Origin of the sequence: Sulfurimonas sp. NWX79 (genome assembly GCF_039667035.1) — a bacterium.
In the GTDB taxonomy this organism is placed as follows: Bacteria; Campylobacterota; Campylobacteria; order Campylobacterales; family Sulfurimonadaceae; genus Sulfurimonas; species Sulfurimonas indica.
Window position 1 is genome coordinate 1 of sequence record NZ_JALCZL010000007.1, and the last position, 15,286, is coordinate 15,286.

Genomic DNA, 15,286 nt, shown 5'->3' on the forward strand with positions numbered 1-15,286 from the left:
CAAGATTTAAAAATCATTGGCTTTGTATAGTTATCTATTACTATTGGGAAACCATATTGCTATGGTCTCAAATAGAATAGACGGTTGTTTTTGTTGTTATATTAGTTATTTCTAAATAAGACAACTGATTCGTTATTTCTCAGTCTCTTACTTGCTTAGTTTTCAATGATCTCAAACTTCTGAATCTCTCGACTCTTGACTCTTCAACTCGAAGTGTCTCCGTTTGTGGATGGGAATTATAGGAGATTTCATCTTTAATGTCAATAGTTTTTAGGAGAAATTTTACATTTTTTTATGAAATGTTTACTTTGGAATTTGTTTTTCTTATTTTAATATCTCTTTTTTGTTCTTATATTATTATGTAAGCATTTTTTCTGTTTACCAAACGTTGCTATCCATTAACTCTTTATGTATAAAATTCAGTAAATAAAAAATATCTAATAAGATTATTTGAAAAAGGAAAAAATATGGGACTTTATGATCGTGACTATGCAAGAGGCAACTCTTATGCTTACGAAACAGCACATCGTTCTGAAGCACAGATTGTATCTTTTGTAAAAGAGACTTACAAACTTTTTGCTGCTTCTATGATGGCAGGTGCTGTGGGAGCATATGTGGGTGTACCACTTGCTGCTAGTATATCATCAATGATATGGCCTCTCTTCTTCTTGGAGATAGGTCTTTTGATCGGTCTACAGTTTGCTAAGAACAAGCCAGGCATTAATCTTGTGGTTATGTTTGCTTTTGTTTTTATGACAGGGCTCACTACTGCACCACTTCTTGCATATACATTAGGTATGGTAGGTGGCGGGGTCATCGTTGGTAATGCCTTTGCAATGACCGCAGTTGTCTTTGGTGCTATGAGCTTCTTTGCTATTAAGAGCACAAAAGACTTTACAGGATATGGAAAACCGTTATTGATCGCTCTTCTTGTAATCATCGGCTTTTCAATTCTTAATATGTTTCTTGGTAACCCGATGTTTCAAATTATCATTGCAGGTGCAGTGGTAATTCTTTTTAGCATCTTGGTTATCTATGATACACAGAACATTATGAATGGAGCGTATGAAACTCCAATCGATGGTGCAATCGCTCTTTATTTAGACTTTCTAAATATCTTTATAGCACTGCTCCAGCTTTTTGGCATCTTCGGAAATGAAGAGTAGCTCTCTATCACCCGAAATCTATCGGGTGATTGATGCCAATCTCAACCGTCTTAAAGAAGGTATTCGTGTTGTCGAAGACATTATGCGTTATCGAGACAATAACAAAGAACTCTCATCAAAATTAAAATCACTTCGCCACAAAGCAAAAATCAACAAAACTCTAGAACTCCTAAAAAATCGTGACAGTATCAATGATGTATTACGCAGCTCTACAAAAAGCGAGCAAAAACGTTCTGACATTACAAGCATTCTAACAGCCAATTTTAAAAGGGCAGAGGAGTCTGCCAGAGTTTTAGAAGAGATATTTAAACTCGAAGATATAGAGCAGAGTGAAAATTTTAAAACTATCCGTTATGAGCTTTATAATCTGGAAAAAGAGATAGTTCTCAGTGAGCAATAAAAGCCACTTCAAACTCTAAATAGTTCACAGGATATGCATGCATCAGTTTTTTCGTATCTTTATATGAAAGTACTCTGCGTGAGCCACTTACCCCACTCTTTTTAATATAACGAAACATATCTCTGACACTCTCAAACTCTAATTTATAAGTAATAACCTCAAATCTTGCATCAGGAAAATATTGTTTCTGCAGAGCTTCTACTCTTTCACGTGAGCATAGAAGCGGTTCAAGTCCTGCTGTTTCATTGAGTGTTTTAAAGGTGCCTGATGTAAAGATAGCAAGTGCCACAGGAGCGTTTAAAGCTGCAATATGCTGAAATACACGCTCCAAATTATCAGCCCATTGCAGCGCAGAAGCAGAGATAATGTAATCAAAACTGTAGGTTTGGAGATGTTCAAAAAGCATCGCATCATTGAAATTTCCATAAACACACTCTATATGTTTGCCTTTTGGATGCAACTCAAGCATTCCCGGAGCAAAATCAACACCTACAAAATGCTGTAGTTTCCACTCTATCTTTTTTAAAACCGCACCACTGCCACAGCCTAAATCTAAAACATTTTTTGGTTTTCCTTGAACAAAAGAGAGTAGTTTTTCCACAACTCTATTTTGAATCACATTATAAAAGCCATAGTGTGCGGCGTACTTCGAAAACTCTGAACTTACTTTCATTTATTGTTGATAAAGAGTGAAATAATAAAGATAGTAATAACAGCAAGCACGATAGTTGCTCCAGAAGGTAGTGAAAAGTAGTATGAGAGCATCATACCAAACACAACACTAAAAAGAGCAAAAAAGAGCGATATCAACATCGTAGCACGAAAGCCTACTCTATACTGCAGTGCCGCAACAGTCGGAATCACCATCAGTGCACCAATAAGCAATGAACCTACAACACGGATAGAGAGAGCAATGATGATAGCTACAACTGTAACCAGTAAGAAGTTTAAAAACTTGACCTTCACACCGCTTGTCTTTGCCACCTCTTCATCATAGGCTATAAAATAGAGCTCCTTTGAAAAAAGTAGTAAAAAGAGCAAAGATAGAGAGCCAAAAATAATAATCGTCATCACATCACTGTCACTGACAGATAAAATGGAACCAAAGAGATAGGAAAAGAGTGAGTTGTTAAATGCTCCGCCCAGTGAGACAATAATAACTGCAACAGCAAGGGAACCTGAGAGTAAAATAGCTAAAATCGCATCAGAATAAAGAGCAAAGGAACTCCGTAAATACTCTATAAGCCATGCAGAAGCAATAGCAACAATAACAGCCATCCAAAGAGGATTATACCCAGCAACCAAACCTACTGCCACACCGACAAGTGCAGAGTGTGCAAGTGTCTCACTGATAAGTGAATATCTGCGTAGAACAATAAAGGTACCGCTCAGTGATGCTAAGATAGCGATAAAGATACCTGCGATAAAGGCTCGTTGCATAAACTCATATTCAAACATCTCTAGCATAAAACCATCCTAATGCTCGTGTCTGTGATTATGGATAAGATGTGCTTCAATTCCATAAAGCTCTGACATCTCTTCACAGGAGAGCACCTCTTTAGGATTGTTACAGATAGTTGCTTTTTGATTGATAGTAAAGAGTCTGCCAATATCATCTGCAATCACTCCGATATCATGTGTAATAAATAAAATAGTGATACCCTCTTCTTTATTTAGTTTTGCAAGGAGCTTATAAAATCGCTGTTGTGATTTTACATCCACTCCTGTATTTGGCTCATCCAGAATCAAAATCTCCGGTGATGATGCCAAAGCACGTGCTATCATTACCCGCTGACGCTGACCACCGGAGAGTGTACCGACCATTTTGTCTTTCAAATCAAGAATGTCCATCTTCACCATTGCATCATGAACCATTGCTTTATCTTCTTGACTCATTACGGCAAAGAGGTTTCTTTTAGCAATACGTCCCATCTTAACAATATCTTCAACTGTTGCCGGAAAGTTTGCATCAACATGAGATGCACGTTGTGGCACATAACCAATTTTATGCCACTCCTTAAAATCCTTGAGTCTCTTTCCAAAGATACGAATCTCTCCGCTTGTTGGCTTTTCAAGTCCTAAAAGCATACGAATAAGTGTTGTCTTACCACCACCGTTTGGTCCGATAATAGCGATATATTCACCATGAAAAATCTGAAATGTAATATGTTGTAAGATTGTCTGTCCACGTACAATAAAACTGAGATTTTTTATATCAAAGATAGGAACTTTGAACTTTAGTTGCACACAAGAGCCTTAGAGAGTTTTTCTAAATTTTGTTGCATAATATCTTCATATGTAAGATGTTGTTGGGCCTCATCTTTTGTAATATTGCCAAGTGCTTGAAAAACATCAATATTGATATGTGTATCTTTTGCTATTCGCTTAATCACTTTGTCATTAACAAAATGTTCAAAAAAGATCGTCGTTACTCCCTCTTTCTTTATATCATCCATAATTCTTGCTACATCTTTTGCACTTGGCTCAGCTTCAGGAGAGAGTCCTGTCAACGCTTCTACATGAAACCCATAGTTGCGTGAGAGATACCCAAGTGCATTATGGCTTACTACTACAGTGTCAGCTTTGCAAGAGGAGAGTCTTTCTTTATATGCACTATCAAGTTTTTCTAGCATCGTGTTATATCTTTTTTGATTTAGCTCATACAATGCTCTATTTTGCGGTAACAACTCTACAAGGGTTTTTGTAATAACATCAGCAGCTATCTTCATATTTGAAAAATCAAGCCAATAGTGTGGGTCTATAGTATTATGTGTGCCATGTTCATCATGATGATTATGAAGTTCATGTTCATCAGCATCAAGCTTGCGAAGTCTTACATGCTTACTGATATCTATCGCTTTGGCATTAAAATGGTACCCTTGCACCCATGGCTCAAGCCCTGCTCCACTATAAATAACCAAAGCACTCTTTTCAATCTTGGCCATGAGTTGTGGTGTCGGTTCAAAACTGTGCGAATCAACACCAAAAGGCAAGATATTTACACTCTCTACTGTATCTCCGGCAATATGCTTGACAATATCATAAAGCGCAAAAGTGCTAACTGCGACTATTGGTTTTTTAAGGATCGGCTTTGTATCATTATTGGAGATGAAAAAGAATAAAATCACCATTGCTGCTATTAAAACAGATACTATTATTTTTAAATTTTTCATTTTTTCTCCAACTCATATTAATAATGCAATTATACCCTAGAATTGCATCGGTTTGATAATATAAGTTTTTTTAGATATAATTCGCCACTTTATTATAGGAAATATATATGACTACAAGTCTTTTACTTATTGTTCAAATCGTACTCGTTATCATCTTGGTAATCGCTGTACTTTTACAAAAAAGCTCAAGCATCGGTCTTGGCGCGTACAGTGGCTCTAATGAATCTGTTTTTGGTGCAAAAGGTCCAAACAGCTTTCTTGCCAAAGCTACTTTTACGATTGGATTTTTATTTGTTATCAATACAATTACTTTAGGCTACATGTACTCACAAGCTGCACAATCTTCAGTTGTAGATGAGGTTGTAGAAGATACAAATATTGCTGCACCTGCACTACCAATCGCAGCACCTGCTGCTAAAGAAGAAAATAGTTCAAAATAGGGAGAAATAGAGTATGCTAGAAGAGATATTTAACGAATGTGAAACAAAGATGCAAGGTGCTATCGAGCACATGCAAAGAGAGTTCAAAACACTGAGAACTGGAAAAGTTACCACTTCTGTTTTAGATAATGTAAAAATCGACTACTATGGAACTCCAACACCACTTGATCAGGTTGGTTCTGTTATTGCAACAGATGCAACAACTATCGTTATCAACCCGTGGGAAAAAAATCTTCTTGGAGATATTGAAGCGGCAATTCAAGCTGCAAATATTGGTGTGAATCCAAATAATGATGGTGATCAAATTAAACTTTTCTTCCCTCCAATGACAGTTGAGCAGCGTCAAGAAGCTGTAAAGCAGATGAAGGGAATGGGTGAAAAAGCAAAAGTCTCTATCAGAAATGACAGACGTGATGCAAATGACAAAGTGAAAAAACTTGAGAAAGAGAAAGAGATCACACAAGATGAGTCTAAATCTGCTCAAGACAACATCCAAAAAATCACAGATAAATATATTGCAAAAGTGGACAGCATCTTAAAAGACAAAGAAGCTGAAATCTTAAAAGTATAATCTAATGGATATTAAACAGATATATATGGATGCAGATGCTCTTTTGGAAGGGCATTTCAAGCTTAGTTCTGGAAATCACTCACAGTTTTATCTTCAATCTGCAAAAGTCTTAGAAGACCCAAAAACTGCAAAGCTTTTGGCTGATGAACTAGCAACACAGATAAAAGCAAGCGGACTGGAGATTGACACTGTATGTGCTCCTGCGCTCGGTGGGCTCATTGCCGGTTTTGCACTAGCAACTGCTCTTGATGTTCGTTCTATCTTTGCCGAACGTGTTGATGGTAAGATGACTATTCGTCGAGGTTTTGAGATAAAACCGGGTGAAAAAGTGCTTATGTGTGAAGATATCATTACAACAGGTGGGAGCGCTATGGAAGCAGCAGCTGTTGTAAAAGAGCTCGGTGGTGAGATTGTTGGTGTGGCAGCACTGGCAAATCGTGGTTTTTGTCACAGAGAAGGCAGTGATATCGAGACAAAAGTAAACTGTAAACTTCCTCAAGATATTCCGTTTTTTGCACTTGCTGACTTTACATTTGAAATGTACGCTCCAGATGCGTGTCCTCTTTGTAAAGATGGCAGCGAAGCTATCAAACCGGGCTCACGCGGAAACTAAAAACCTCTTTACTTATAGTTGAGCTGGCATGATATCATGCGCTCAACAAGAACTCGTGCAACCTCTACTTTTCCATCAACAATCGTTGTAATATCCAAATCATTTAACTGTTCTTTCTCTTCAAGTGAAACTACTTTTACAATCAAGTTCGCATTTTTTGCAACTTTTAGTACAGCTTCACAAATAAGTCTCTTTTTGGTAATATTATCCAGTGTGACGATGATAGCAGAAGCTTTTTCTACATGCAGAGCCTCAACGATAGAAGATTTTGAAGCATCTCCAAGATAGCACTCTATCCCATCATTTAAAGCCTCTCTTACATGCTTGTTTGAGTTGTCTATAACTACAAACGGAGCATCCATATCTTCAAGATATTTTGTCACAAACTTACCAACAACACTATACCCACAGACTACAACATGATTTTCTCTGCCTGCAAGTCCGGAGAAATCTGTTACAACATCTTTCTCTTTTATCCATTTGTCAACCATAGGACTAATGCGAGCGATAAAAAACGGAGTAACAATCATAGAAAATATAACTATTAACACTAACAAAGAGGCCAGGTCTTTTGCAATTATACCTCCTGATTCTGCAAGAGCAAAGATAACAAAAGAGAACTCACCGACCTGAGAGAGAAACATAGCGGTTTTTAAAGAGTCAGTGCTCTTGGATGTAAGTCGGAGGAGTAAAAACATAATCAGCATCTTGACAACCAAAACCAAAAAGAAAAAGCCTATGACTTCATCAGCATGCTCTAGAAAAAGAGAGACATCAATCTTCATCCCCACAACAACAAAGAAGGTACCAAGTAAAATATCTTTAAAAGGAGCAATGTCGGCTTCAACTTTATGGTGGTACTTCGTCTCTGCAATAATCATCCCTGCTACAAAAGCACCCAAAGAGTGGGTAAACCCCATAGAAGAAGCAAAAAGAGAGGCTCCAATGACGATAAACAAAACAGAGCCCATAAAAAGTTCATCGACATCCGAAGAGGCGGAAAAATGCAGTAACCATGCGACTACTCTTTTTCCCACTGTTAAGAGCACTCCTACAACTATAATTGCAGAACTGAGCGTATGCCATAAAATTGTACTGACACTCTCATTTCCCTCTGTCGTTAAAAAACCGATCAGAATGAGAATAGGGATAACGGCAATATCTTGAAATATCAAAATACCTGTCGCACTCTGCCCATATGTCGTATATATCTCTTTGGAAGCTTTAAGATAGGAGAGAACAACTGCCGTTGATGAGAGAGAAAATGCAAGTGCAATAATCAAAGAAGATTGACTTGGCAACTCAAAGAAGTAATGTGCTACAACATAAACGACCAAAGAGGTAAAACCAACCTGCATCAAGCCATTCCCAAAGATATCTTTTTTCATATTTCCCATCTTGGCAAGTGATATCTCAAGCCCTATCGTAAACATCAAAAAAACGATTCCAAAATCAGCTATCATCTCTAGCTCATGAGAGTGTCCAGCCTCACGCAGATCAAAAGCATAAACAATAATAGTACCTGTGATAATATAGCCGATGATCTGTGAGATCCCTATCTTTTTGAGAAAAATATTGATAATGATAGAGAGCCCTAATGCGACAATAATATAGAATAAAATATGTTCCATTTAAAAGCTTTCATAATTTAATAAGTCATTATATACTATAATCGCGATAATAATTACGATTTATGGAGATTTTTATATGACGAAATACATTTTTGTTACCGGAGGCGTTCTAAGCTCTCTTGGAAAAGGGATTACAGCGGCCAGTGTTGGTACACTACTCAAACACTCTGGTAAAAATGTTGGGATGTTAAAAATCGATCCATATATCAATGTCGACCCTGGAACGATGAGTCCCTTAGAGCATGGAGAGGTCTTTGTTACCAAAGATGGAGCTGAGACTGATCTTGATATCGGAAACTATGAGAGATTTCTTGATACCTCATTTTTAAAAAGCTCTAACTTTACAACAGGGCAGGTCTACTCTTCTGTAATAGAGCGTGAACGTGCAGGTGGTTATTTAGGTCAAACGATTCAAGTTATTCCTCATATTGTTGGTGAGATTGTCTCACGTATTAAAAAAGCGGGTGAGGGACATGATATCTTAGTTGTTGAGCTTGGTGGAACAGTTGGTGATATCGAAGGGCTCCCGTTTATGGAAGCAATTCGCCAGATGAAACATGATGATGAAGTAGCAGGCACATTTTTCATCCATGTAACACTTATTCCTTACATCAAAGCAGCTGGAGAGATGAAATCTAAGCCAACACAACATTCTGTTCAAGAACTTCGCCGTATTGGAATTACGCCACAAATGATCATTGCAAGAAGCGAAAATGCACTTCCTAAAACTTTTAAGAAAAAACTTGCAATGAGTTGTGATGTACCAAATGATAGTGTTATTGAAGCACTTGATGCTGCAAGTATCTATGATGTTCCTATGAGTTTTTTACGCCAGAATATCTTAAAGCCTATTGCCAAAGAGCTCGAACTCGGTGAGCTCACTCCAGACATGGAGGAGTGGGATAATCTTGTTAAGAAAATCGTACAACCAAAAGGGCGTGTTGTTATCGGTTTTGTTGGAAAATATCTTGCCCTCAAAGAGTCTTATAAGTCACTTACAGAAGCACTTATTCATGCAGGTGCACACCTTGACAGTCGTGTTGAGATCTGCTGGGTGGATTCTGAGGAGATAGAGGAGCGTGGAGCAGAAGAACTGCTTCGTGACTGTGACGGGATTCTTGTTGCCGGTGGTTTTGGAAGCCGCGGTGTTGAGGGTAAAATCAAAGCAATTGAATATGCTCGTACAAATAAAATCCCTTACCTTGGTATCTGTCTTGGAATGCAACTCACGCTTGTAGAGTATGCAAGAAATGTACTTGGTCTTGAGGGTGCAAACTCTGTAGAGTTTGATGAAAATACACCACACCCTATGATCTATCTTATCGATAATTTCTTAGATCAAAGCGGTGGAATGCAGCTTCGTACACATCAATCTCCAATGGGTGGAACACTCCGTCTTGGAGAGTATCCGTGTGATACGAAAGAGGGTTCAATCCTGCGTGAGGCATACAACGGTGCCAAAACAATCTATGAGCGTCACCGTCACCGCTATGAAGCAAATCCTGCTTACCGTGAAGCACTTGAAAAAGCAGGAATGATTGTAACGGGAGAATCTAACGGGCTCATTGAAACAGTAGAGGTGAAAGACCACCCATGGTTCCTAGGCGTACAGTTTCACCCTGAGTTTACTTCACGCCTGCAAACTCCAAACCCATCTATACTTGCGTTTGTAAACGCTAGTTTGAATGCTGAGTAAACTTCCTCTTATAACAAAATCAGATCTCTTTGAGATTCTCTCTTCGAGGTTTGAGAGTGATAAAAAGCTCTCCCAAATTCCAAATCCATCTCTCTTACATGATGCAAGTAAAGCTGCAAAACGTATTGCTCACGCAATACAAAAGAATGAACGTATTACACTTGTAGGGGACTATGATGTTGATGGTGTCAGCTCCACAGCCATTATGGTTGATTTTTTCAAGCGTATCCCTTACCCGCTTGATGCTATCATCCCAAATAGATTTAGTGATGGCTATGGAGTGAGTCCAACTGTACTAGAGCGTATTGAAGCTAATCTTATCATTACAGTTGACAATGGCATTACCGCTGTTGAAGCAGCAGAAATTTGCAAACAAAGAGGCATTGATCTTATCATTACAGATCATCACACGCCAGGAGATAAGCTTCCTGATGCCTATGCGATTGTTGATCCAAAACTCTCAGAGTGTAACTATCCTTTTGAGGAGATATGCGGAGCAGAGGTTGCATGGCTGCTTTTAGCACTACTCAAACAAGAGCTCTCACTCAGCATTGATATGCGCCAATTCTTAGACATACTCTCGATTGCTATTATTGCAGATATTATGCCGCTTATTGATATCAACAGAACGCTTGTAAAAGAGGGTTTAAAACTGATACAAAACTCTTCACGGCCTGCTTCTGTCATCATTCGGGATTTTCTCAATAAATCAACTATCAGCAGTGAAGATATAGCCTTTCAGATAGCACCTCGCATCAATTCCGCTGGGCGTCTTGAAGATGCTTCCATTGCACTTGATTTTTTTACCGCGCAAGATACACACAGTGCCTACAAACAGTTTGAACTCTTAGGGCAACTCAATGAGCTGAGAAAAGAGACAGAGGCTCAAACAACAAAAGAGGCGATAGCATGCGTGAGAGAAGAAGACAGCATTATTGTTGTAGCAGGAGAAGATTGGCATGAAGGTGTTGTCGGTATTGCTGCTTCACGTTTGGTTGACAGATTTGAAAAGCCTGCCATTGTGCTGAGTATAAATGGTCAGAGTGCAAAAGGGAGTGCTAGAAGTATTGGAGATATCAGTATTTACGAGCTTATAAAAGAAAATGAACACTTGTTAACTAAGTTTGGCGGGCATAAAATGGCTGCCGGACTAGGGCTTAAGACGATAGATATTGAGCCTTTTAGAGAGGCTATCAACAAAAGTGCGCAAAAGATAGCCCCTGAAGATTTTTTACCTGTGGAATCACTTACCGGTATCTTGGCAACGGATGATATTGATTTAGAGCTGTTGAAGCTTTTGGAGCGTTTTGAGCCTTATGGGGAGGCCAACACAAAGCCTAGCTTTCTACTACATGAAGCTGAAGTTGTCAGCATTAAACTTATGGGAGCTGACAAATCACACTCACGCATCGAAGTAAGGCAATATCCACACCAAAGAAAAACAGTTGAACTCATTGCTTTTCGAACCGTTTTTGAGATGCCTGCAAATAGAAAAATAAGCTGTTCCTATACAGTTACAAAAAATGAATTTAATGGCAGAGTATCCCCTCAGCTTTTAGTCAAAAAGATCTATAATGCAGTATCTTGAAGCACTGAAACTTCATACAGATATTTTTGTGCTTGAAAAAGTAAATAAAGAGTTCATTGCTATTGCCAGCCATCTCAAAAATATAAAAATAGCTTCCATTGAGCCTTTAAAAATAGAACAAAATATCTATTTTGAGCTTTTAGAGGCAAAAACAACTGCACTGACCTTTCATCCCTCACTACCACTTATGGCAATAGCAAATGGTGAAATACTCTATATCTTAGATATCAACAAGCGAAATATTCTACAAACCATCATTACCCATGATGGCGTGATTGAAAAACTCTCATTTATGCAAAATGAACCTTATCTCATCAGTGGAACACAAAACGGCAGAGTCATACAATACCGATATGAAGACAAAATTCACATCGCAAGACTCTGCTCTTTTCCCTATACTTCCGTTACTTATAAGAAGAGTCTAAACAACAATTATGTCAGTGCTATAGCCTATAATGCTGAGTATATTGCGGCAAGCGGCTATGGCGGTGCTGTTACTCTTGTAAAATTTCATTCCCAGACAAGAAAGTTCAGCTTTGAGAGTTCCAAAACAAAAGTCAATGCCATCACTTTTACAGAAGATAAACATATAATCTTTGCCAATGTCGATGGCATGCTCTTTATGGCAAAAATAAGGAAAAATGCTCATATTACGCAAGTAAATACACATACGCGAGATATTCTGCAACTGCTGAAAGTGCCTCAAAGTAATTATCTTTTGATTATTGCGAAGTCTAGCAATATTATGCTCTTTGATATAAGAGCAAAAAAAATCATTAAAAGAAACTTTTTAAGTTTTGATGCAAATGTTCGCACTGCTCTGCTTTTAAGTAAAGATATACTGCTCGTTACTCTTGCAGACAACAGTGTTCACAAGATATATCTTGGCTCACAGAAAGTGCTGCGTGAACTTTTAGAAAAAAGAGAACTTCTTGAGATTTTCAAGCTGGTAGAGTCCAATCCTATGCTTGAAAAAACTCCTGAAGCACAAGAAGCTGAAAAACTATATAAAAAGCTATATAGTAAAGTGCTTTTGGAATTGATAACATCAAAAAAAGAGGAACTTTTAGATAGACTAAAACCCTTTGAAGTAGTGAAATCAAAAAAAGAGAGTATCAAAAATCTGCTACTTGCCTATGAAAACTATCCAAAACTGCAAAGCTTTTATAGCGAGCATAAATATGCCCTTGCTTATGCACTTTGTGAAAAATTTCCTGCACTGCAACTCACTCCTCCGTATAAAAAAATGGAAAGTACCTATACAAAAAGTTTTACTTTGGCTCAAAAACAGCTACTCCTGCAAAGACCAGGCCAAGCAAAGGCACTCCTTGAACCCTTTGCGACCATCAGCTCAAAACGAGCTATGACACAGCTTCTTTTACGACAAAACAAAGAGTTTTTGGCATTTATAAAAGCTATTGGCGATAAAAACTATGAAGAGGTGGATAGACTTGTTAAAACAAGCCCGGTATTTCAAGAAATACCCTCCTATAAAGCACTTCTTGAGGAGACTGATAAGCATATAGAAGATATCTATAAACTGATTGCAGATGCAAAGCTCACTGAAGCAGTAGAGATGATAAAGAAACTCCAGCATATCTCTGTGCTCAAAGAGAATCTCTACAAGCTTTATAACCTCACGCAAGAGGCAAAAAAACTACTCAACTATTATGAAAAGAACAATTTTGTCAAATGCTATGAAACACTGGATGACAACAGTGAGCTTGAGTCTATGCAACTGGCACAACTGCTTGAGGATCACTGGAAAAAGCGTATAAAGAAGTGTGAACTCTTTGCACTAGAAGGCAATTTTAAAGCAGTAAAAGAGACACTTGGAGAGCTTATTCACATAAACACTCGTAGAGAGAAAATCGGTGATCTGCTTCGCGTTAGTTTCCATGCAAAGATAAAAAAAGAGTTAGACCGCCCTAACTACAAAAGTGCAGAAAATATAATCTACTCCTACATCGATATCTTTGGAATGGACAGTGAGGTAAAACAGTTGATGAGAAGTTTTGAGAAGACTTCACACACAAAACTCGCCATTACATTTATGCAAAAAAAACATAAAGACCGAAATGCTTGGACTCTTTCAGATATTATGAATTAGTTTCTATACCCATAATGGCAATGAGCTCCTTAACTGCCTCATTAAAGTGGACAATATATGTTGCTCCTTGGGCAATAAATCGCATCATTGCATCTTTTTTCTCTATCGCTTCATCAAGTTCGGCATCACTTCCCTGTACATAAGCACCAATGCGAATAAGTGTTTCGTTTTCTTTGAGCAGTGTATAGAGACGGCGAAATTTCATAACCGCTTGAAAATGTTCCTGAGAAATTATATCATTCATCACACGTGAGGCTGAGTTTAAAATATGTACAGGTGGATAGATTCCAAAGTCTGTCATCTCACGTGAGAGAACAATATGTCCATCTAAAATCGAGCGGGATTGATCGGCAATAGGATCACTCATATCATCGCCCTCGATTAAAACCGTAAAAAAGGCAGTAATGCTCCCTTTACCATCCTCTTTTCCTGCACGCTCCATCAGTTGTGGTAAAAGTGTCAATGAAGATGGTGGATATCCTTTAGAGGTTGGCGGTTCACCAAGAGCAAGTCCAATCTCACGCTGCGCCATTGCAAAACGTGTTACAGAGTCCATAATAAAGAGCACATCCTGATTTTTATCTTTAAAGTGCTCTGCCACGCTCATTGCAGCAAAGGCTCCATACTTACGCATTAAGGGAGAATCATCGGATGTTGCTACAATAATGACGGTATTTGTCAAATCGCCACCAAGATTTTTCTCGATAAACTCCGGAACTTCACGTCCGCGTTCACCAATAAGTGCTACAACTTTGATAGGTGCATCAGCACCGCGTACTATCATCCCCATCAACGTTGATTTACCAACACCACTTCCGGCAAAAATACCTAACTTTTGCCCTTTTCCACAGGTTAAGAGTCCATCTATACTCTTAACACCAACAGAAAAAACTTCATCTATCATACCCCGCTTCATCGCAGCAATCGGTGCTTTTATAATAGGAGTAAGTTTTGAAGACTTCAACGGACCTTTACCGTCAATAGGGCGCATAAAAGGATCAACCACACGACCTAAGAGTGAATCTCCTACTGGAATATTGAGTCCCGTAGAGTCCAAAAAGACTCTGTCCCCTGAACGAAATCCTTCTACAAATGAAAAGGGTGTGATATAAAAGACTGCACCGTCGATTTCTGTCACCATGCCAACAGTCTCTAAATCCGTCTCATTTGAGACAATTTTCACCATATCACCGATGCTTACATTTAGGCCCTTTGCCGTAATAACAGTTGCATTAATTTTTACTACTTCTCCAAAAGCCACTGAATAGTTCTTGTGTGAGAGTTTTTCTTTTAGAGAAGAGAGTGGCATTTAGTATCTGCTTCCTGTTGGAGAGTTAATGAGAGAAAAGAACTCTGCGCGCGTCTTTTCATCACTTTTAAAAAGACCTCGAAGCGCAGAAGATGTTGTTGTAGAGTTTATCTTTTCAACTCCACGCATCTCCATACACATATGACGTGCCTGAATAACAACTGCCACACCTTTTGGTGTGATAGTATCCATGATAGCATCGGCAATCTGCTCAGTGAGTTGCTCTTGAATCTGCATACGGCGTGCAAAAACATTAACTACACGGGGAATCTTTGAAAGCCCTACTACTTTTCCATCTGGAATATAGGCAACATGTACACGCCCTATAATTGGTAGTAGATGATGCTCACAAGTTGAGTAGAACTCTATATCTTTAACGAGCACCATCTCATCATTACTAGTCGTAAAAAGTGCCTTTTTTAAAATCGCTTCGGGGTCCTCTTTATATCCACCATAGATAAACTCATATGACTTACGTACACGCTCTGGAGTATCTAGCAATCCCTCACGTGAGGGGTCTTCTCCAACGTGTTCCATCATAGTTTTTACTGCATTTTCAAATGCTTCATTATTATTTGACAAGTTTTTT

Annotated in this window: 15 protein-coding genes; 8 read left to right on the forward strand and 7 right to left on the reverse strand. The window is 38.4% G+C overall.

The window, feature by feature from the left end:
* The first annotated feature begins 467 nt into the window (after window positions 1-467).
* Window positions 468-1,166, forward strand: a complete 699-nt coding sequence (locus tag MNY27_RS04455) for a Bax inhibitor-1/YccA family protein (RefSeq protein WP_152183071.1) — start codon at window positions 468-470, stop codon at window positions 1,164-1,166.
* Window positions 1,156-1,566: a thiamine-phosphate pyrophosphorylase gene (locus tag MNY27_RS04460; RefSeq protein ID WP_188109412.1), complete on the forward strand. Its 411-nt coding sequence runs from the start codon at window positions 1,156-1,158 to the stop codon at window positions 1,564-1,566. The genes MNY27_RS04455 and MNY27_RS04460 overlap by 11 nt, the downstream gene beginning before the upstream one ends.
* On the opposite strand, the gene MNY27_RS04465 is transcribed toward MNY27_RS04460, so the two are convergent.
* Genes MNY27_RS04465 through MNY27_RS04480 form a run of 4 tightly spaced genes read right to left on the reverse strand, consistent with a single transcriptional unit; the run spans window position 1,553 to window position 4,739 of the window.
* Entirely contained in the window at window positions 1,553-2,239 is a 687-nt protein-coding gene (locus MNY27_RS04465; protein ID WP_152183073.1) for a methyltransferase domain-containing protein, read from the reverse strand. The two genes, MNY27_RS04460 and MNY27_RS04465, sit on opposite strands and share 14 nt — an antisense overlap.
* Window positions 2,236-3,033, reverse strand: a complete 798-nt coding sequence (locus MNY27_RS04470; protein ID WP_152183074.1) for a metal ABC transporter permease — start codon at window positions 3,031-3,033, stop codon at window positions 2,236-2,238. The genes MNY27_RS04465 and MNY27_RS04470 overlap by 4 nt, the downstream gene beginning before the upstream one ends.
* Window positions 3,034-3,042: 9 nt before the next feature.
* Complete coding sequence (locus tag MNY27_RS04475) at window positions 3,043-3,813, reverse strand: metal ABC transporter ATP-binding protein (RefSeq protein WP_152183075.1); 771 nt, start codon at window positions 3,811-3,813, stop codon at window positions 3,043-3,045.
* A complete protein-coding gene (locus MNY27_RS04480) occupies window positions 3,804-4,739 on the reverse strand; it encodes a metal ABC transporter substrate-binding protein (RefSeq protein WP_152183076.1) in 936 nt (311 codons plus the stop codon). The genes MNY27_RS04475 and MNY27_RS04480 overlap by 10 nt, the downstream gene beginning before the upstream one ends.
* A gap of 107 nt (window positions 4,740-4,846) precedes the next feature.
* Between MNY27_RS04480 and secG the strand changes: the two genes are divergently transcribed.
* Genes secG through pyrE form a run of 3 tightly spaced genes read left to right on the forward strand, consistent with a single transcriptional unit; the run spans window position 4,847 to window position 6,363 of the window.
* Window positions 4,847-5,179 carry a preprotein translocase subunit SecG gene (secG, locus tag MNY27_RS04485; RefSeq protein ID WP_152183077.1) on the forward strand — a complete coding sequence of 111 codons (333 nt, stop codon included), beginning with the start codon at window positions 4,847-4,849 and terminating at the stop codon, window positions 5,177-5,179.
* Between the two features lie 13 nt (window positions 5,180-5,192).
* On the forward strand, window positions 5,193-5,750 hold the full coding sequence (frr, locus tag MNY27_RS04490) for a ribosome recycling factor (RefSeq protein ID WP_152183078.1): 558 nt from the start codon (window positions 5,193-5,195) through the stop codon (window positions 5,748-5,750).
* Between the two features lie 4 nt (window positions 5,751-5,754).
* Entirely contained in the window at window positions 5,755-6,363 is a 609-nt protein-coding gene (pyrE, locus tag MNY27_RS04495; RefSeq protein WP_152183079.1) for an orotate phosphoribosyltransferase, read from the forward strand.
* An 8-nt stretch (window positions 6,364-6,371) separates the two neighbouring features.
* Here the strand turns inward: pyrE and MNY27_RS04500 are convergent, their stop codons facing one another.
* The gene (locus MNY27_RS04500) at window positions 6,372-7,994 is read right to left on the reverse strand and encodes a cation:proton antiporter (RefSeq protein WP_152183080.1); all 1,623 of its coding nucleotides are present in this window, start codon (window positions 7,992-7,994) and stop codon (window positions 6,372-6,374) included.
* Between the two features lie 76 nt (window positions 7,995-8,070).
* On the opposite strand from MNY27_RS04500, the gene MNY27_RS04505 reads away from it, so the two are divergent.
* Genes MNY27_RS04505 through MNY27_RS04515 form a run of 3 tightly spaced genes read left to right on the forward strand, consistent with a single transcriptional unit; the run spans window position 8,071 to window position 13,388 of the window.
* Complete coding sequence (locus tag MNY27_RS04505; RefSeq protein ID WP_152183081.1) at window positions 8,071-9,690, forward strand: CTP synthase; 1,620 nt, start codon at window positions 8,071-8,073, stop codon at window positions 9,688-9,690.
* Window positions 9,680-11,278, forward strand: coding sequence for a single-stranded-DNA-specific exonuclease RecJ (recJ, locus tag MNY27_RS04510; RefSeq protein WP_152183082.1), 1,599 nt, complete (start codon window positions 9,680-9,682; stop codon window positions 11,276-11,278). Before MNY27_RS04505 ends, recJ begins: the two co-directional genes overlap by 11 nt.
* Window positions 11,265-13,388, forward strand: coding sequence for a hypothetical protein (locus MNY27_RS04515; RefSeq protein ID WP_152183083.1), 2,124 nt, complete (start codon window positions 11,265-11,267; stop codon window positions 13,386-13,388). The genes recJ and MNY27_RS04515 overlap by 14 nt, the downstream gene beginning before the upstream one ends.
* Here the strand turns inward: MNY27_RS04515 and fliI are convergent.
* Window positions 13,378-14,697: a flagellar protein export ATPase FliI gene (gene fliI / locus MNY27_RS04520; RefSeq protein ID WP_152183084.1), complete on the reverse strand. Its 1,320-nt coding sequence runs from the start codon at window positions 14,695-14,697 to the stop codon at window positions 13,378-13,380. The genes MNY27_RS04515 and fliI overlap by 11 nt on opposite strands.
* Window positions 14,698-15,279 carry a GTP cyclohydrolase I FolE gene (folE, locus tag MNY27_RS04525; protein ID WP_152183085.1) on the reverse strand — a complete coding sequence of 194 codons (582 nt, stop codon included), beginning with the start codon at window positions 15,277-15,279 and terminating at the stop codon, window positions 14,698-14,700.
* Window positions 15,280-15,286: the final 7 nt, after the last annotated feature.